A 17,128-nucleotide genomic window follows, 5' to 3' on the forward strand; every position below is an offset into this window, starting at 1 on the left:
AAACCCTTATTGTTATGAATGGCGGCTTAAACGCGTTTCTATAGCGCTTTGGCCATATCCCGCAGCACGAATTTCTGGATCTTGCCGGTCGATGTTTTGGGCAATAACGTGAACACCACAGTGCGCGGCACTTTGAACCCGGCCAGATGCTCGCGGCAAAACGCGATGATTTCGCTCTCACGCACGTGCTGGTGATCGGCCTTGAGGGTAATGAATGCGCAGGGTGTCTCGCCCCATCGCTCATCCGGACGGGCAACAACTGCGGCTTCCATCACCCCTGAATGGCGATACAACACGCCTTCGACTTCAATCGTGGAGATGTTCTCACCACCGGAAATGATGATGTCCTTGAGTCGATCGCGGATTTCGATATAACCATCCGGGTGGCACACGGCCAGATCCCCGGTATGAAACCAGCCGCCTTCAAAAGCCTCGGCCGTGGCGCTTGGGTTTTTCAGGTAGCCCTTCATCACGGTGTTGCCGCGCATGAAGATCTCACCCATGGTTTGACCATCCCGAGGTGTCGGCACCAGGGTTTTCGGATCGGCCACCATCACACCTTCCAGCGTGGGGTAACGCACACCTTGGCGCGATTTGATTTCAGCGCGCTCAACCAGTGACTGCTGGTCCCATTTGTCATGCCAGGCGCAAATGGTCACCGGGCCATAGACTTCGGTAAGGCCATAGACGTGGGTTACGTTAATGCCCATTTCTTCCACCGCGCCAATGACTTTGGCAGGTGGCGCAGCCCCTGCGACCATTGCCTTGACCGGGTGATCAATGGCGGCTTTGGCCGACTCAGGCATATTGACCAACGCATTAAGGATTATCGGAGCTCCACACAAATGGGTGACCTGATGCTCACGGATAAGCGTGAGGATTTTTTGCGGATCTACCCGACGCAAAAAGACGTGTACACCTGCCAGCGCGGTAATGATCCACGGGTAGCACCAGCCATTGCAGTGGAACATCGGCAACGTCCACAGGTACACCGGATGGTTGCCGATGGCCCAGACCATCTGGTTGCCCAGCGAATTGAGATACGCCCCGCGATGGTGATACACCACGCCCTTGGGGTTGCCTGTTGTGCCAGACGTGTAGTTGAGCGTGATCGCTTGCCATTCGTCTGCTGGCCACTGCCAGTCAAATTCAGGGTCGCCTTCAGCCAGCAGTGCCTCGTAGTCCAGCGTACTGACGGGCTGGCCTTCGCCGTACTCGGGATCGTCGACGTCAATGATCAGCGGCGGATGGTCGAGCATGGCCACGGCGGCGTGAATCACATCATGGAACTCACGGTCGGCAATCAACACTTTGGCTTCGCCGTGGGCCAGCATAAAGGCGATGGTTTCGGCATCGAGCCGCACGTTCAAGGCGTTGAGCACCGCGCCGGTCATCGGTACTGCAAAATGCGCTTCGAGCATGGCCGGGATATTCGGTAGCATCACCGCCACAGTGTCGCCTTTGCCGACACCGCGCCCGGTCAGGGCACTGGCTAATTGACGGCAGCGGTTGTACGTCTGCGCCCATGTGCGGCGAATCGAGCCATGAATGACGGCCGGGTAGTCGGGGTAGACGCTGGCCGTGCGCTCGATAAAACTAAGCGGCGACAGGGCAATATGATTGACAGCACTGGGCTCGAGGCCTTGCTCAAAGATCGACATAGGGAGTTATTCCGGTGGCTGATTGTTAGCTCTATGGCTGCCCGCGCTGCCGATGGCGTACGGGGCAGTTTTATGTCCGGCGTCACTTATAGCTCAGTCAGTGTTTGATATGGAAGTAATACCTAAGCACTATAGTAGTTGTTCTATATGACAATCCTTTCTCCCGGCCAGGATGCCCCATGCCACTTGCCCTGCTGACGTATGACCCTCAACCTTCTGTGGTGCTTGATGCAGAAGGCTCGCCGAGGATAGCCAATATGGCGATGTCGCAAATGTTGGCGGGAAAGCCGCTGGCTGAAGTGCACACGATATTGCCGCACAATTTGCCAGAGCTGGTGCGGGCCTGCCTGCAACAGCGCAGGGCAATCGAGCAGGTCGAGGCGCAGTGCAATGAGCAGGTGTGGCTCTGGACGTTAATCCCAGAGCCGGACGGCCAATGGGTTGTGGCACGCGGGCGCGAAGCCAGTGCTGAGCTAATGGCCGCGCGTGAAGCGGTCAAATCGCGGCGCCTGTATCGACTTATTACCGAAAACACCACAGACCTGATCTCCCGACATACCCCCGACGGGCGTTTTCTGGATGCCTCACCCGCCTCGTGGACGTTGCTGGGTTACTGGCCCGAGCGCCTTCGCGGCAAGTTGGCCCAGCGCTTCTTTCACCCCCACGCGATGGCTCCGATGTTGCGTCAGGCCAGCGAAGCCCTGGAGCTGGATGGCTATCACACGATGACGTATCGCATTCGCCATCAGGCGGGCCATTACCTGTGGTTCGAAACCGCCAGCCGGGCCATCCGCGATACCTACACGGGCACAGTGGTAGAGGTGGTCAGTGTGTCGCGCGATATTACTGCGCGTATCCACGCACAGGAAAACAAGCAACGACTGGCCGAAGTGGTCGAAGCCAATCCCGACCCGGTTCTGTTTATCGATCAGGCAGGCCGCGTGTCGTATTTCAATGTGGCAGCGCTCCGTTTATTGGCGCTCACGGGTGAGCAGGGCAGGCATTCGCTGTCTGACTTCCTGAGTGACCAAGACCTTGCCCAGTTTGACTCGATGGGCTGGTGTCACGCAGAGCAAGAGGGTTTGTGGCGGATTGAAACCTGCGTTGAACCGTTAAATGGCGCACCTTCGGTGCCTGTGTCGTTGCTGTTACTGGCGCATCGCTCGGCGGGCGGTGAGCGTTATTTCTCATTGGTACTTCGCGATCGGCGCGAGCGAGCGCTGCGTGAAGCCCAGCAACGCCATCATCAAGATGAAATGGCGCATACCGCACGGCTGGTGAGCTTGGGTGAACTGGCTTCCGGGATTGCCCATGAAATCAATCAACCGCTGGCGGCGGTGGTCAATTACGCCAGTGCCAGTCAGCGCTATTTGCAAAGCCTGGGGTCTAATCCGTTGGCCGCAGAGCGGGTGGCACAAGGGCTTGAGCGTATCAACCAGCATGCCAACCACGCCGCCGAGGTGATCAAACGGTTGCGCGGTTTCTTGCGCAAAGGCCGGCGCACCCTGCAACTGCTTGAGGTGCGTGAGGTGGCGCTTCAAGCTGTTAGCCTGTGTGCGTGGGAAGCGCGCGAAAAGGAAGTGACCCTTGACGTGCAACTGCCGCAGAACTTGCCGCAGGTGTATGCCGACCGGGTGCTGCTCGAACAAGTCCTTCTTAACCTGCTGCGCAATGCGATTGATGCCAACCGCGAGCATCATCCCGCGCAGCCATCGAGCGTTTTCTTGCGGGCCTGCACCCTGGGCAGTGACGGCTTGCAGATAACGGTGCAAGACCAGGGGCCGGGGGTGAATGCCGAACAGTTCGAGCAGTTGTTTACCCCGTTTTATACCAGCAAGGCAGATGGGCTGGGGCTGGGTTTATCCATGAGCCGCAGTATTGTCGAAGGCTTTGGAGGTGAACTCGATGCCCAAGTACAACCGCAAGGGCTGTTACTGTGCTGCCGTTTGCCCTTGATGGCGCCACTTAAAAAAGACGAAGGTGTTTAACCAATGACAACCCCAACCGGGCCTGTGGTGTACGTGGTGGATGACGATCAGGGCATGCTCGACTCAACGGTGTGGTTGCTGGAGTCAGTGGGTTTGAACGCCATTCCCTTCACCAGCGGGCATGCGTTCTTGCAAGCCTGTCACTCCCGGCACAATGCCTGCGTGATACTGGATGTCCGCATGCCTGCCATGGGCGGTCTGAATGTGCAGCACGCCATGCAGGAACGGGGGATCACGCTGCCGGTTATTTTTGTCAGCGGTCACGCGGATGTTCCCATCGTCGTACGCGCCTTCAAGGCCGGTGCCCATGATTTCATCGAAAAACCCTATAACCAGCAGTTACTGCTCGACAGCGTCCAGCAGGCGTTGAATGGCGCCTCCACCCAACACACCTCCAGTCAGGCGCAGACCGGACTGCAACTGCGCCTGCAAAGCCTGACGCCCCGCGAACGGGATGTATTGCTGCCTTTGGTCAAGGGCTACACCTCACGGGAAATGGCCGAGCTGCTGGCCCTGAGTATCAAAACCATTGACCTGTATCGCTCTCGGGTCATGCAGCGCATGCAAGCCCGGCATTTACCGGATCTGGTGGGCATGGCCATCGCTGCCGGGCTGGTTGATCCACTCGCGTTGGGCTAATCGAGCAGGGTGTCATGGGCGGCCATCGCGTTGGCAATAGGCCCCGCCAAGGACTTTGGGCGGGGCTCAAGCAAGCTCAACGGCCTACAGAATAGGCTTGCCACCCGTCACGCCAATTCTGGAACCGGAGATATAGCTTGATTCATCGCTGGCCAGCATCACATAGACCGGCGCCACTTCAACCGGCTGCCCCGGACGCCCCATCGGGGTTTGGCCGCCGAAGTCTTTGACTTCATCATCCGGCATGGTGGCCACGATCAAGGGCGTCCAGATGGGACCAGGCGCCACGCTGTTGACCCGAATCCCTTTGTCACCGAGCAATTGCGCCAGCCCGCCGGTGAAATTGGCGATGGCGCCTTTGGTAGTGGCATAGGGCAACAGAGTCGGTTTGGGCATATCTGAATTAATCGAGCTGGTGTTAATGATCGAACTGCCGGGGCGCAAATGCGGCAATGCCGCTTTGCAGATCCTGAAGATGGCAGTGATGTTGATATCAAACGTTCTGACCCATTCCTCATCCGTGATCTCCTCTAGTGAGAAGTGAGTCATTTGGAAGGCGGCGTTGTTGACCAGCACATCAATGCGTCCGAACTGCGCCACGGTTTTGGCGACAATGGATTCACATTGCTCCTTTTGAGCGAGATCACCGGGCAGTAACAGGCACTGACGACCAGCGTCCTTGACCCAGCGAGCTGTCTCTTGAGCGTCTTCATGCTCATCCAGGTAGGCGATGGCGACGTCGGCACCTTCGCGGGCATAAGCAATGGCCACGGCGCGGCCGATCCCGCTGTCGCCGCCCGTAATCAATGCGATTTTGTTATTCAGTCGGCCCGATCCCTTGTAGCTCTGCTCACCACAGTCCGGGTACGGCTCCATTTTGCGCTGTGAACCGGGGACAGGTTGCGCTTGCGGTGCGAACGGGGGCGTAGGGTAGTGCTTCATGGCGTGGCTCCTGATTGATTTCAGAGGTTGCCTGAGTTGTGAATGCACACACGCGCAAAAGTTTAAATAAATTGAAGAGGGATCGATGGGCGGCGCTCTGGATCAAGCCTTTTGAAGCAACAAATCAAATTATGCAGCGATGCATATGGGGTATATTACGAACTGTTTCAGCACGCACCGAGATTGCTTTTGTCAACTATTGACCTCGATACCCCACCGGCTCCCGGCATCCAGCTCAATCGGGTCCAGCCCCCGGTAACGCTCTATCTTGAGCGGCTCGCGCCGTCTAGCCGCCAGACAATGCGCTACATTCTGCAAGACGCGGCTGATCGCTTGGGCGTGGAAGACCTCTCAATTGATGAGTTCCCTTGGCAGGAGCTGCAACCGGGGCATATCACTGCATTGGTAGCGGCACTGCGTGAAGACGGTTATGCGCCCAACACGTCGTCCCTGTATGTGAATGCCATTCGTGGGGTGATGAATCAGGCATGGCAACAAAGCCTGATTACACAGGATCACCTGCTCAAGATTCGTGCCGTAAAGGCGGGCGGGGGATCGCGGCTGGTCAAGGGCCGCAATCTTCGGCGCACCCTGATACGCGAGCTGATGGACGTGTGCGCGGCTGACCCGCGTCCACAAGGGCTCAGAGATGCGGCGATCATGGCGATATTGTATGGGTCAGGGATGCGCAAGTCCGAGTCGGTGAACATGGACCTGTGGCAAGTCAATGTCGTCGAACGCAGCCTGCAAGTGCTGGGCAAAGGCAATAAGCAGCTGATCAAGTTCGCCCCCGCCTGGGCCTTCGAAAAGCTTGAGGCGTGGCTGGCGTTTCGCCGCGAACAATTGCCACAAGGCGTCGAGGATGATGTGTTTCTGTTTAACCGAATTCGGCGAGGCAATCACATCACCCGTGAGCGCCTGACCAAGCACGCGATTTACTACATTGCCAAGCAGCGAGGCAGGCAAATCGGGGTAGAGATCATGCCCCATGACTTTCGGCGCTCGTTTATTACCCGCGTCATCGAGGAGTACGACGTTTCGATTGCACAAAAACTGGCTCACCATGCCAACATCGCGACAACCGTCGCCTATGACATGCGCGATGACAATGAGCGTCGAAATGTAACGGATCGGTTCCAGTTATAACCAAATAAAATATTGAACCCTTGCGATATCGCCTAGCCTAAAGACAAACAACACGGGAGGTGATGTATGCAAACCGAATATATCTGGGTCGCGTCGGCCATCATTTTGTTGCTGGTGGAGTTTTGGGCAATTAGCTGTGTACTCCGAAGCGGAGGCCACGCCACTAGCCGTCTAATGTGGCTCGCAATAATTATCTTCGTTCCACTGTTCGGGATGCTGGCTTGGTTAATCGCCGGGCCTCGAGTTCATAACAGTAGAGCGTTGCATCACAGAGCGCATCGCTCAAGAACTCATCAATGAGTAAGCCAACAAAAAGCGTTGACACGCAGGACAGGCCACCGGGTGAGGTTGAGCGTGACAATGACGCTCTTCGCTCACCTGAAGTGGCTGACAAGCATAAAACCGGCGTGGGCGAGACGACCGCTCAGTCGACCGCCCGCAAACAAAAGGCCAAGCCCGATAAATAGTGGCTGAGGTTAAAGCTGTTTGACCATGATGATGGTGCGCTCATCGCCACAGTATTCATCGCGTTCTACTGAATAGCCCAATGCACGGTAAAAGCCCTCAGCGGTGATCGATGAGGGCACTTTCAATGTCTTCACACCCTCATGCGCGGCCACGGCCTCGAGTATCGACATCAATTTTCTACCGATGCCGGAACCTTGCAGACCCGGCTCGACAAATACGCTGCGAACCACTTGCCCATCCAGACTGGCAGTGCCCACTACGCGGCCCTTCAACGTGGCGACATAGACTTGCCGTTGGCTTAATAACGCAAGGATATGTGCCGCAGTGAAGTTCTGCCGAACCTTCGCGATAACCTCCGGCGGGTAATCTTGCGCGTTGGATACCTGTAGCGCTGCCAAAATGAGCGCACTGATTGGTTCAGCATCTTCAGCGTGGGCAACTCTTGACTGGACGTCCATAGGGTCTAAAACCTTGTGAGTAGCGTTAACCGCTCGGCAGACATTGAAGCGGATGATGCCGCAGCTGGTTAAATTTTGTAATAAGTCTGCCACGCGCTCGAAACCCAAAGCGCTGTAGGATTGCCTCCCCAAATTTCCGAAAGGTTTATATGAACACGCTCCTGGAGCCTCCCAGTCGCTCTTCCTTGCCCGCTTCCCGCCTGCGCGCAGCCACTGTTTTTCAATCCGCATCACCCACCCCACTTTTTCTGAAGCTCGACCATGTGTCTGCAGCTTTGTGCGTCCGTGCGCGTTATGCGCACGCCCTGACTTTGCGAGTGTGTGAATAAATCATGGAATGGATTGCAGATCCCACGGCCTGGCTAGGCCTGTTGACGTTGATTGTGCTGGAACTGGTACTCGGTATCGACAACCTGGTGTTTATTGCCATTCTGGCGGACAAACTGCCACCTGAGCAGCGCGACCGCGCTCGTGTCATCGGGTTGACGCTGGCACTGCTGATGCGACTGGGCCTGTTGGCCAGCATCTCGTGGATGGTGACACTCACTGAGCCTCTGTTTGAAGTGTTTGAGAAGTCATTCTCGGGCCGCGACCTGATCATGCTGTTTGGTGGCCTGTTCCTGTTGTTCAAAGCCACGATGGAGTTGCATGAACGGCTCGAAGGCCATGTCGCCGAAAAGGTCTCGAACCCCGTGTATGCGATGTTCTGGCCAATTGTGGCGCAGATCGTGGTGCTCGATGCTGTGTTCTCGCTGGATGCGGTGATCACGGCCGTGGGCATGGTCGATCACCTGGCGGTCATGATGATCGCAGTGGTGATTTCCATTGGCCTGATGATCATTGCCAGCAAGCCGCTGACCAAATTCGTCAACCGTCATCCCACAGTGATCATGCTCTGTCTGGGCTTCCTGATGATGATCGGCTTCAGCCTGACGGCAGAAGGTTTGGGCTTCCATATCCCGAAAGGCTATTTGTACGCTGCGATTGGTTTCTCAATTCTGATCGAGTTGTTCAATCAGATTGCCCGTTCACGCCGCAAAAAAAGCCTGCAGGGGCTGCGCCCCATGCGTGAACGTACCGCTCATGCCGTACTGCGCATGATGGGCGGTCGCACACTGGATGTGGACGAGGTGGGAGAGGAAATCGCCGACATGCTCGAAGGCGGCAAGAGCGAAGAAGTCTTCCATCGTCGCGAGCGCGTGATGATCAGTGGTGTTCTGCAACTGGCGGAGCGCCCTATACGTTCGATCATGACGCCACGCTCCGACATTGATCACATTGATTTGTCTGACTCGCCCGACACGATTCGCACAACATTAATGCATTCGTCGTACTCACGATTGCCGTTGATCAGGGCAGGGCGGATCGATGAGCCCTTGGGCTTTGTTCACAAAAAGGAGCTGCTGAAAGAGCTGCTGGCCGGTCACGAACCCGACCTGGAAGCGATGGCACGCACGGCGATCAACTTGCTCGACAGCTTCTCGATCCTCAATGCCTTGGAGCAAATGCGCAAAGAGTCGACCCACATTGCGTTTGTGGTCAACGAATTCGGCGATTTCACCGGACTGGTCAGCATGACCGACATTCTTGAGTCGATTGCAGGCGAATTGCCAGATGCCAGCGAAATCGAAGGCCCGAATATCGTGTCGCAGGAAGATGGATTTATGGTCAGTGGTGCCTTGAACCTGAGCCAGATCAGCCTGCACACCGGTTTCCCGGCAAAGGCAACGGATGACTACCAGACGCTGGCAGGAATGGTCATGAGCCTACTGGACCGTCTGCCCATGATTGGCGATACGCTGACGTGGGAAGGCTGGACATTGAAGGTCGTCGAAGTGGAAGAACGCCGGGTGACACGAGTGTTGTTGACTCCAGCCTGATCAGCCACCCAAAAAAAGACCCGCTTGATCAGCGGGTCTTTTTTTGGCTTGAATTTACTCTTTATCAGGCAATGCGTAAGCGATCACGTAATCACCACGATCAGCCGACTGGCGTGCACCACCTGCGGTGATGACAATGTATTGCTTGCCGGTTTTAGGCGACACAAACGTCATGGGGCCGCCCTGGCTGCCAACAGGCAGACGTGCTTTCCATGCTTCTTGACCATTCGCCGAGTTAAACGCACGCAGGTAGTAATCTTGCGTGCCAGCGATAAAGATCAAACCGCCTTGAGTCGACAGGGTACCGCCGAGGGTTGGCATACCGATGGGCAGTTGCAGGCCCATTTTGATCCCCAGTGGACCGGTGTCCTGTACGGTGCCAACCGGTACTTGCCACGCGACTTTCTGGGTCTTCATGTCGATAGCCGTCAGCGTGCCAAATGGCGGTGCCTGGCAAGGAATACCGGCAATCGACAGAAAGCGGTTCTTGTTCACTGCATACGGTGTGCCTTTAAGCGGTACGGCACCCATGCCCGTGTTCAAGGCCTCACCACCAGAGTTGGCAATGGCAGTCTTTTGTTGGGGAACCATCTGCACCCACAGGCCCAGACGCATGTCGTTGACGAAGATAAACCCGTGTACTGGATCGGTCGATAGACTGCCCCAGTTCATCCCGCCCAGCGAACCTGGGAAGCTCAAGGACACATCAGTACCCGGAGCGGTATACAAACCGTCATAGCGCATTTTTTTGAACGAAATACGGCACAACATTTGATCGAACGGTGTAGCGCCCCACATATCCGATTCAGTCAGCGTTTGAGCGCCAATCTGCGGCATGCCCACCGATTTTGGCTGTGTCGGGGAGTAAGGTTCGTTAGGGATGTTGGAAGCTTTGACAGGCACTTCTTCAACTTGAGTCAGCGGCTGGCCAGTGTGGCGATCCAGTACATAAATCTGACCGGCCTTGGTGCCGATAACGAGCGCCGGAACCTTGCTGCCGTCAGGCTTGGCAAAGTCGATCAGGCTCGGCTGCATAGGCAGGTCAAAGTCCCACAAGTCATTGTGGACCGTCTGATAGACCCACTTTTCATCACCCGTGGTGGCGTTGAGTGCCAACACTGAAGCGCCGTACTTGTGATCCATTTCAGTACGTTCAACCCCGTAAATATCGGTAGACGAGCTGCCCATCGGCAGGAAAACCGTATTCATCAAAGGGTCGTAAGACATTGGCGCCCAGCTGTTGGGCGTGCTGCGAACGTAGGTCTGACCTTCAGCCGGCGCTTGTTTGTCTTGCGGATTGCCCGGGTCAAATGCCCAGCGCATGGCGCCCGTGATTACATCAAACCCGCGAATAACGCCACCCGGCATATCGGTTTGAACGTTATCGGCCACACGGCCGCCAACCACTACCGTAGTACCCGCCATCAGCGGTGCAGACGACAGCTGGTAGAAGGAGTCCGGCACATTGCCCAAGCCAGCCTTGAGGTCTACCTGGCCATGGTTGCCGAAATCTTCACAGAACTTGCCGGTATCCGCATCGACCGCGATCAGGCGTGCATCGATGGTGTTGGTCAAGAGACGACGCTGACACGCTGCACCCGGCTCAACCGAAACTGCTGCTGCCGGGATGCTGCCATCGGTGGGCTGGGCAATCGGGGCAGTTGCATCGAAGTAAGCCAGACCACGGCAACGCTGCCATACCGCTGACTTGGCATTAATGTTGTTCTTCCACAGTTCTTTACCGGAGTCGGCATCCAGCGCGATCAGGTTGTTGTGCGGGGTGCAGATAAACACCTTGTCGCCCACCTGCAGTGGCGTCATCTGATCTTCAGCCCCATTGCCATCGCTGATTGCGACGTCGCCGGTGTGGTACGTCCAGGCTGGAACCAGTTTGGAAACGTTGTCACGGTTGATCTGATCCAGCGCAGCGAAGCGGCTGCCGCCTTCATCGTTACCGTAATGTTCCCAGTTCTTCTGGGCTTTAGCCGGGTCAACCTTGGTCAGACCCGGGCCGTCACCGGTCGGCGATACGGAAGCATGAGGCTGGAACATGCCCCAAAAACCTGCAGCGATGGCCACGCCCAGTAGCACGCTCAGCGCATAACCACCGTTACCGTTCAGACCATTGGCTTTGCGCAATGTCGGGTAGGCCAGTGCGACGACAAGGCTCAGCACCGCCAGTGCGAACAGGCGCGAGACCAGCGGCCAGAAGACCAGGCCGGCATCCAGCACGGCCCAGACAATGGAGGCGATCATGACAACAGCAAAGAGCAATGCGCCCAGTAAACGCTGCTTGAACAGCAGAACGGACGAAACAATCATCCCGATACCGGCGAGCAGGAAGTACAGGCTACCGCCCAGCGTGGCGAGATACCCACCACCGGCTACAAAGAGTAATCCGAAGACCAGCACACCGAAGGCGGCGACCCAAACGGGCCAGCGACTTACAGAGGCCGAAGGTTGTGACTTATTCATGTTGCGGGACCCTACTGATGCAAAAAAACGGGAGGGAGGAGGGCAATAGCCCTTCGACTATAGCGAACTGCAGCATCTGGAGGTCATAGACAACGCCCTAAGCCCAAGGCTCAAAGCGAGAAACCGGCAGGCACATTTAGCTATGTACTAAACAGTTAGTTTTGCGACTTTATCAAAAACCCGGGCCTGCGACAAATTGTCAGTGTTCGGCTGAGCGTGAAAGACCCTTGTCGAAAACGTAAAAATACAAATATTGGGCGTAGAGCCACTCTGTAGAATGGCTTTTTTGTGCCTGAAAACTGCCTTGATATTGAAAAAGCTCCATGGGGCTTTAAATCATTCGAGGGAATAAGGCAGTAATTTCAATAGGTATCGCAATGACTGGCAGGAACGCAAGATTCACTCAAGGGAGCGTCTCGCGTCATGTGATGGTGATGGCCAGCACCAGCGCTTTAAGCTTGTTCGCGGTGTTTTTGGTCGACATCCTGACGCTCTTTTACGTTGCCCTGCTGCATGAACCTGAGCTGCTGGCCGCAGTCGGCATCGCCAAAGTCTTGATCTTTCTTAACAGCGCGTTGGCCAACGGGCTGATTATTGCAGCCGCTTCTGTGTTGTCCGAGCGTATTGGGCATAAACGATCCCACTCCCTGAAACAGTTGACGACCAGTCTGTTGCTGATGGTGGTGACCGTCTCGGGCGGATGCGCAGCTATTCAACTGGCCCTGATGGCGCCGATCACCCACTGGTTAGGTGCTCATGACGGTGTGTATGAGGCGGCCCGTGATTTTATCTGGCTGATTTTGCCCTGTGCAGTGCTGCAGTCGGTGATGCAAATGACCGCGCAAATGCTCAGGACGGCAGGTGACAGCCGCCGTGCCTTGTGGGTGGTGTTGTGCGCAGCCGGCACATTGGCGGTGGCAGACCCACTGCTCATCTTTGTACTGGGCCTGGGGCTTAAAGGTGCAGCCATTGCCTACGGTATTTCGGCCGTCGTATCCACTGCACTGGGCTTGTATTGGGTGCGCCGCCAGATCGGCCTGGCGTTGTGGGTCCGTCCAAAACGGCTGCGGCTTTACGCTCGGCGTATCTTTAGAGTGGCCTTCCCGGCGATGGTTGCGAACCTGGCAACGCCGGTCGGGCTGGCGTATCTGGTGTCGACAGTGTCGGTGTATGGCACTTCGGCCTTGGCCGCTATGGCCGTGCTGGACCGAGTGATGCAGTTTTGCTTTTGCGCTTTTTTTGCATTGCCAAGTGCCCTTGCGCCGGTCCTTGGCCAAAATATCGGTGCTCACCTGGACAAACGGGTAAACGCTGCAATTGTATTCACCCGTCGAGTGGTCGTAGCTTACGGCGTGGCCATATGGGCGTTGTTGCTCGCTTCATGCGGTATCATTGCCGACTTTTACGGGCTGCAGGGCGAGGGCCGTGACTTGTTTTTTGCCTTCTGCCGAATCGGCGCCGGTCTTTGGGTGTTGATCGGCCTGGATTTTGTGGCAATAGCCGTGTTTATCACCATGGGCCGCCCTTGGCTGATAGCTGTCTTCGCCTGGCTACGCTCCACGCTCGGCACGATACCGTTCATTTATGTGGCCACGCACCTGTTCGGCAGCAGCGGGACAATGTCGGGAATGTTCGCAGGCAACGCACTGGTCGCCATCGTTTCGATTTTCACCGCGTCGCGGGTAGCGCGCAGTTTTTTTACAAGACGGGCCCGGCCGACGTGTGTCGGGGTAAGTTGAATACAGCGTATATCGGGTAGTTATGTCAGTTGACGAGTCAGGGAAATCAGACGAAAACCATCAGCCCAAACGCCGACGTGCGCCCAAGGGTGAATTGCGCAGAGCCGCGTTACTGGATGCGGCCACGGTCATTTTTGCGCGAGATGGCTATGGCGCCTCTTCCATGCGAGACATTGCAGCTCTGGCCGGCATTACAACCGTAGGCTTGCTGCATCACTTTGCTAACAAGGAAGCGCTGCTCAGCGCTTTGCTGGAACGTAGGGATGAACGGGTCACTTCACGGTTTCACGAGCTGACCATTGAATTGACGCTGGAAGGCTTTCTGAAGTTTTTACGTCAAAGCATGAGCTTCAGCATTCAAGATGCTGCCGAATCCCAGGCTTCAATGGTGATGAACGTCGAGAGCCTGTCCCGCACACATCCGGCGTGGGGCTGGTACGAAGAGCGTTTTCACCTGACCCATCAGCATGCCCGGGGCCATTTGACGGCATTGATAGAGGCCGGTGAAATCCGTGCGGACATCGACGTTAAACGCATCGCTCAGGAAATTTTCGCCATGATGGACGGCTTGCAGATTCAGTGGCTCAGAAGCCCGGAAGACGTTGACGTTATGGCGGTGTTCGACGGCTATGTGCAGCGACTGGGAAGGGACCTGCAGGCTCATCCTTGAGCGTGCAGGCTAAACCTTAGTAGGTCTGTGACGCGTCAACCTGCACTGCCTTGCGCAGTGGAGCAGGCAGCGGATTACTGTCGCGGGTCGTCAGATGCTCAGGGAACAACGTCTTGAGCGTGCCCTTGAGTTGCAGATTTTCCGAATCTGCACCGACGAGAATTTTGAACTTGCCGGCATCCACATCCCAGCTCGCGGTGTTGTCCACGTAGTACGCCAGGGAGCGCGAGTCAATCGGGATGCTTACCGTTTTGCTCTCACCCGGTTGCAAATACACCTTGGTAAAGCCCTTCAGTTCTTTCTCGGGGCGATCAACAGCCGGTTTCACGGGTTGCACATACAACTGTGCAACTTCAAAGCCTGCTTTGTCACCGGTGTTGGTCAGGGTGAAACGTACATTCACGGTTGCGCCGGGTGCCATCACGTTGCTCGACAGCTTCAAGTCGCTGTAGTCGAACGTGGTGTAGGAAAGGCCAAAGCCAAACGGATACAGCGGTTTAGCGTGTTTTTTGTCATAACCGCGATACCCCATGTACAAACCTTCGCTGTAGGTCATTTCCGTTAGCGCGTTATCGCCACGGTAGGCAGCCGGGTCCGGGTACGATGCGTAGCTCGGGTTGTCTTCGATGTGCTTGTCGATGGTGATTGGCAACTTGCCTGATGGGTTGACCTTGCCATACAGAATCTCGGCCAGTGCCTGACCGCCTTGCTGGCCCGGGAACCAGGCTTGCAGCGTTGCGCCCACTTTTTTCGCCCAAGGGTGCATATCAGCGACACCGCCGCCGTGCATCACGACGATGGTTTTAGCATTGGCCTTGGCGACATGCTTGATCAATTCAGCTTGTTGATCGGGCAAGTCGTAGCCGTGGTCAGACCCTTCGCCTTCGTTTTCATAGTTGTTGCCGACAGCCACTACCACTGCATCATATTTCGACAGGTCAGCCGGTGGACGCAAAGCGGCCCAGCTCATCTGTACCCCGGTCACGCTGCCCAGTACAGGGATGAAGTTGCCTTGTACACGTTGATATTCAAGTTTTACAGAGTACGACTTGTCAGCTTTCAGCGAGCCGGTTGTACCTGACGTGGTCAGTGCGTTGACCACGTCATTGGAGTACGGCACGCCGTTGCTCTCAACCACCAGCTTATCGTTGACCCAAACTTTGTAAGGGCCGTCAGCGCGAACCTTGAAGACCTGAGGGCCTGAAATGGTCGGTTTGATGGTGGCCGTGAAGCGGGCAGAGAACGCGCCTGCATTAGGGCTGAAACCTGAAACGGCTGTAGTCCCGGCCTGCGTGACATTGCTGCCAGTCATCCAGTCAAGGTTTACACCCGGCTCAACGCGTGTGACAACGGGGTCACCGGAGAAACTGGTATTGGAAAAGTATTCGGCTTTCACGCCGGAATTATTGACGTCGTTTTTACCGGTAGCAGGCTGGAACCACGTCGCAGTTTTCGGGTTGAGACTCATGTCCGACAGGTAAGTGACGTTCGTGCTGTTCGAGGCCAGTTGCTGCAAGCCGCTGAGTTCTGTCACGTAGCTGTTGGGAGGCGAGTTGGCAGTGCCGAAAGGCGATGCCGGTGCCTCATGGGCCCAGTTGCCGATGACAGCAATTTTTGCCGTGCGCGCCAGAGGCAAGAGCGGTTTACCTGAGTGCATTTTTTCGTTGCGCAACAGCACGATGCCTTCACGGGCCGCATTCAGCGATGCGCGCTGTCCGTATTCAGGGTGATCGAGCGTCTTGGCGGTGTTGAGGTGTTCCTGGAAATCGTAGCTGACGATAGCGCGCAAGTTGCGCTTGACCTTGTCGTCGATCACGTTTTGAGTCAGCTGGCCGCTCCACAGGTAAGGCAGCAGGTTGGCCTCGTTAAATTGCAGACCGGACGGCATGTCGATATCAGTGCCGGCCCAAGCGCCCTTGAAGGCGTCATGGATGGCGTTGAAGTCGCTGATAACCGTGCCTTGATAGCCCCATTCACCCTTGAGAATGTCCGTAATCAGGTGATGGTTTTCACACGCGTAGTCGCCATTGATCTTGTTGAAACCGCACATGATTGACGCAACATTGGCGTTTTTGACCATCGACTCGAAGCCCGGCAAATACAACTCGCGCAACGTGCGCTCATCGACCTTGACGTTCAACGCCTGACGGTTGGCTTCCTGTTCGTTGGCAACGTAGTGCTTGCCGCTGGCCTGAATCCCCTGGGCCTGAATACCGTTGACGATGGCTGGCGCCAATACCGCTCCCAGAAACGGATCTTCGCCACTCACATATTCTGCTGACCGGCCGTTGTACGGCGTGCGGTACAAGTTGGCGCCGGGGGAGAGCATTTGCTGGCCGCCCGAGATACGCGTCTCATAAGCGACTGCCAATCCGAACTCTTTGGCGCGGTTGATGCTCCAGGTTGCGGCCAACGCTGACTGCGAAGGGTACTGGGCGCCGAAAGTAGCGTTGTTGACATGCACGCCCATCGAGGAGTCATAAGCGACGGTGCCCTTGATGCCCCACTTGAGCAGCGACGGAATCATATGACCGTCGTCAACCCGGGTGAAGTTGATCTTTTCCGACTGATTCATGTTGTCGAGGATGGAGCTGACGCGTGCCTCGACTTCATTGCCGGTGACCGGCGTCACGGTGGCGGCCAGTGCCAGATTGGCCTGGGTAATGCCGAAAGCCAGCAGGCTAAGCCCCAGGGTGTGCTTGAAGGATGACAAAGCGGGTGTCCTTTTTACGAGTGCGAGAGGAATCAAGGTCGTTGTGCCTGCGTGGGTGCATCGTCAGTTTCAACCGGCAGGTCGAGCATCTGCGAAGCCCCGGTTTGGGGGGCGGGTGCGAGGGTCGCTGCGCCGGTCAATTCGGCCCGCTGAGTGTCGACTTGCTGACGGATCTGTTGTTCAGAGGTTGCGCGAGCGGTTGAGTCTTCTGCCAGTGCATAACAACTCGGCGCGCACAGAAGAAAGACGCTAAAAAAAGACAGCGTTGTTCTATTCATCGATGTATCTCGATCAAGGGTGGGGGGGAAATATAACGGGTCAAGTTCGCGATGGAGGCTCGACAGGTGAG

General features: G+C 56.3%; 14 protein-coding genes. 8 read left to right on the forward strand and 6 right to left on the reverse strand.

Going from position 1 to position 17,128, the window contains the following annotated elements:
• Positions 1-38: 38 nt before the first annotated feature.
• Positions 39-1,661: an acyl-CoA synthetase gene (locus tag GHN86_RS06345; RefSeq protein ID WP_153378212.1), complete on the reverse strand. Its 1,623-nt coding sequence runs from the start codon at positions 1,659-1,661 to the stop codon at positions 39-41.
• 179 nt (positions 1,662-1,840) lie between these two features.
• Here GHN86_RS06345 and GHN86_RS06350 point away from each other — a divergent pair, with 179 nt between their 5' ends.
• Both GHN86_RS06350 and GHN86_RS06355 read left to right on the forward strand, forming a co-directional pair.
• Complete coding sequence (locus GHN86_RS06350; protein ID WP_153378213.1) at positions 1,841-3,649, forward strand: PAS domain-containing sensor histidine kinase; 1,809 nt, start codon at positions 1,841-1,843, stop codon at positions 3,647-3,649.
• A gap of 3 nt (positions 3,650-3,652) precedes the next feature.
• Positions 3,653-4,288 carry a response regulator transcription factor gene (locus GHN86_RS06355; protein WP_153378214.1) on the forward strand — a complete coding sequence of 212 codons (636 nt, stop codon included), beginning with the start codon at positions 3,653-3,655 and terminating at the stop codon, positions 4,286-4,288.
• An 84-nt stretch (positions 4,289-4,372) separates the two neighbouring features.
• On the opposite strand, the gene GHN86_RS06360 is transcribed toward GHN86_RS06355, so the two are convergent.
• Positions 4,373-5,230 (reverse strand): SDR family oxidoreductase, encoded by an 858-nt coding sequence (locus GHN86_RS06360; RefSeq protein ID WP_153378215.1) that lies wholly within the window; start codon positions 5,228-5,230, stop codon positions 4,373-4,375.
• A gap of 300 nt (positions 5,231-5,530) precedes the next feature.
• Here GHN86_RS06360 and GHN86_RS06365 point away from each other — a divergent pair, with 300 nt between their 5' ends.
• The 3 genes from GHN86_RS06365 to GHN86_RS23380 all read left to right on the forward strand — a co-directional run bounded on the left by GHN86_RS06365 (position 5,531) and on the right by GHN86_RS23380 (position 6,843).
• Entirely contained in the window at positions 5,531-6,376 is an 846-nt protein-coding gene (locus GHN86_RS06365) for a site-specific integrase (RefSeq protein WP_153378313.1), read from the forward strand.
• A gap of 66 nt (positions 6,377-6,442) precedes the next feature.
• Positions 6,443-6,676 (forward strand): PLD nuclease N-terminal domain-containing protein, encoded by a 234-nt coding sequence (locus tag GHN86_RS06370; RefSeq protein ID WP_153378216.1) that lies wholly within the window; start codon positions 6,443-6,445, stop codon positions 6,674-6,676.
• Positions 6,673-6,843, forward strand: a complete 171-nt coding sequence (locus GHN86_RS23380; protein WP_194286201.1) for a hypothetical protein — start codon at positions 6,673-6,675, stop codon at positions 6,841-6,843. The genes GHN86_RS06370 and GHN86_RS23380 overlap by 4 nt, the downstream gene beginning before the upstream one ends.
• A 9-nt stretch (positions 6,844-6,852) precedes the next feature.
• Here the strand turns inward: GHN86_RS23380 and GHN86_RS06375 are convergent, their stop codons facing one another.
• The gene (locus GHN86_RS06375) at positions 6,853-7,302 is read right to left on the reverse strand and encodes a GNAT family N-acetyltransferase (protein ID WP_153378314.1); all 450 of its coding nucleotides are present in this window, start codon (positions 7,300-7,302) and stop codon (positions 6,853-6,855) included.
• Positions 7,303-7,634: 332 nt separating this feature from the next.
• On the opposite strand from GHN86_RS06375, the gene GHN86_RS06380 reads away from it, so the two are divergent.
• Positions 7,635-9,182, forward strand: coding sequence for a TerC family protein (locus GHN86_RS06380; protein ID WP_153378217.1), 1,548 nt, complete (start codon positions 7,635-7,637; stop codon positions 9,180-9,182).
• 54 nt (positions 9,183-9,236) lie between these two features.
• On the opposite strand, the gene GHN86_RS06385 is transcribed toward GHN86_RS06380, so the two are convergent.
• Positions 9,237-11,657, reverse strand: coding sequence for a glucose/quinate/shikimate family membrane-bound PQQ-dependent dehydrogenase (locus GHN86_RS06385; RefSeq protein WP_153378218.1), 2,421 nt, complete (start codon positions 11,655-11,657; stop codon positions 9,237-9,239).
• A 377-nt stretch (positions 11,658-12,034) separates the two neighbouring features.
• Between GHN86_RS06385 and GHN86_RS06390 the strand changes: the two genes are divergently transcribed.
• Together GHN86_RS06390 and GHN86_RS06395 are read left to right on the forward strand one after the other, a co-directional pair.
• Positions 12,035-13,396 (forward strand): MATE family efflux transporter, encoded by a 1,362-nt coding sequence (locus tag GHN86_RS06390; RefSeq protein ID WP_153378219.1) that lies wholly within the window; start codon positions 12,035-12,037, stop codon positions 13,394-13,396.
• Between the two features lie 22 nt (positions 13,397-13,418).
• Positions 13,419-14,066, forward strand: a complete 648-nt coding sequence (locus GHN86_RS06395; RefSeq protein WP_153378220.1) for a TetR/AcrR family transcriptional regulator — start codon at positions 13,419-13,421, stop codon at positions 14,064-14,066.
• A gap of 16 nt (positions 14,067-14,082) precedes the next feature.
• On the opposite strand, the gene GHN86_RS06400 is transcribed toward GHN86_RS06395, so the two are convergent.
• Both GHN86_RS06400 and GHN86_RS06405 read right to left on the reverse strand, forming a co-directional pair.
• Complete coding sequence (locus tag GHN86_RS06400) at positions 14,083-16,779, reverse strand: beta-glucosidase (protein ID WP_153386250.1); 2,697 nt, start codon at positions 16,777-16,779, stop codon at positions 14,083-14,085.
• Positions 16,780-16,811: 32 nt separating this feature from the next.
• Positions 16,812-17,057 (reverse strand): hypothetical protein, encoded by a 246-nt coding sequence (locus GHN86_RS06405; RefSeq protein ID WP_153378222.1) that lies wholly within the window; start codon positions 17,055-17,057, stop codon positions 16,812-16,814.
• Positions 17,058-17,128 lie beyond the last annotated feature (71 nt).

It is taken from the genome of Pseudomonas helleri (genome assembly GCF_009600315.1).
Taxonomy (GTDB): domain Bacteria; phylum Pseudomonadota; class Gammaproteobacteria; order Pseudomonadales; family Pseudomonadaceae; genus Aquipseudomonas; species Aquipseudomonas helleri_A.

Excerpts from the sequence above, each read along its gene's own strand:
- GHN86_RS06355 (WP_153378214.1), top strand. The coding sequence starts at position 3,653 with ATGACAACCCCAACCGGGCCTGTGGTGTACGTGGTGGATGACGATCAG.
- GHN86_RS06395 (WP_153378220.1), top strand. The coding sequence starts at position 13,419 with ATGTCAGTTGACGAGTCAGGGAAATCAGACGAAAACCATCAGCCCAAA.
- GHN86_RS06405 (WP_153378222.1), bottom strand. The coding sequence starts at position 17,057 with ATGAATAGAACAACGCTGTCTTTTTTTAGCGTCTTTCTTCTGTGCGCG.
- GHN86_RS06360 (WP_153378215.1), bottom strand. The coding sequence starts at position 5,230 with ATGAAGCACTACCCTACGCCCCCGTTCGCACCGCAAGCGCAACCTGTC.
- GHN86_RS06370 (WP_153378216.1), top strand. The coding sequence starts at position 6,443 with ATGCAAACCGAATATATCTGGGTCGCGTCGGCCATCATTTTGTTGCTG.
- GHN86_RS06365 (WP_153378313.1), top strand. The coding sequence starts at position 5,531 with ATGCGCTACATTCTGCAAGACGCGGCTGATCGCTTGGGCGTGGAAGAC.
- GHN86_RS06380 (WP_153378217.1), top strand. The coding sequence starts at position 7,635 with ATGGAATGGATTGCAGATCCCACGGCCTGGCTAGGCCTGTTGACGTTG.
- GHN86_RS06390 (WP_153378219.1), top strand. The coding sequence starts at position 12,035 with ATGACTGGCAGGAACGCAAGATTCACTCAAGGGAGCGTCTCGCGTCAT.
- GHN86_RS06345 (WP_153378212.1), bottom strand. The coding sequence starts at position 1,661 with ATGTCGATCTTTGAGCAAGGCCTCGAGCCCAGTGCTGTCAATCATATT.
- GHN86_RS23380 (WP_194286201.1), top strand. The coding sequence starts at position 6,673 with ATGAGTAAGCCAACAAAAAGCGTTGACACGCAGGACAGGCCACCGGGT.
- GHN86_RS06375 (WP_153378314.1), bottom strand. The coding sequence starts at position 7,302 with ATGGACGTCCAGTCAAGAGTTGCCCACGCTGAAGATGCTGAACCAATC.
- GHN86_RS06350 (WP_153378213.1), top strand. The coding sequence starts at position 1,841 with ATGCCACTTGCCCTGCTGACGTATGACCCTCAACCTTCTGTGGTGCTT.
- GHN86_RS06385 (WP_153378218.1), bottom strand. The coding sequence starts at position 11,657 with ATGAATAAGTCACAACCTTCGGCCTCTGTAAGTCGCTGGCCCGTTTGG.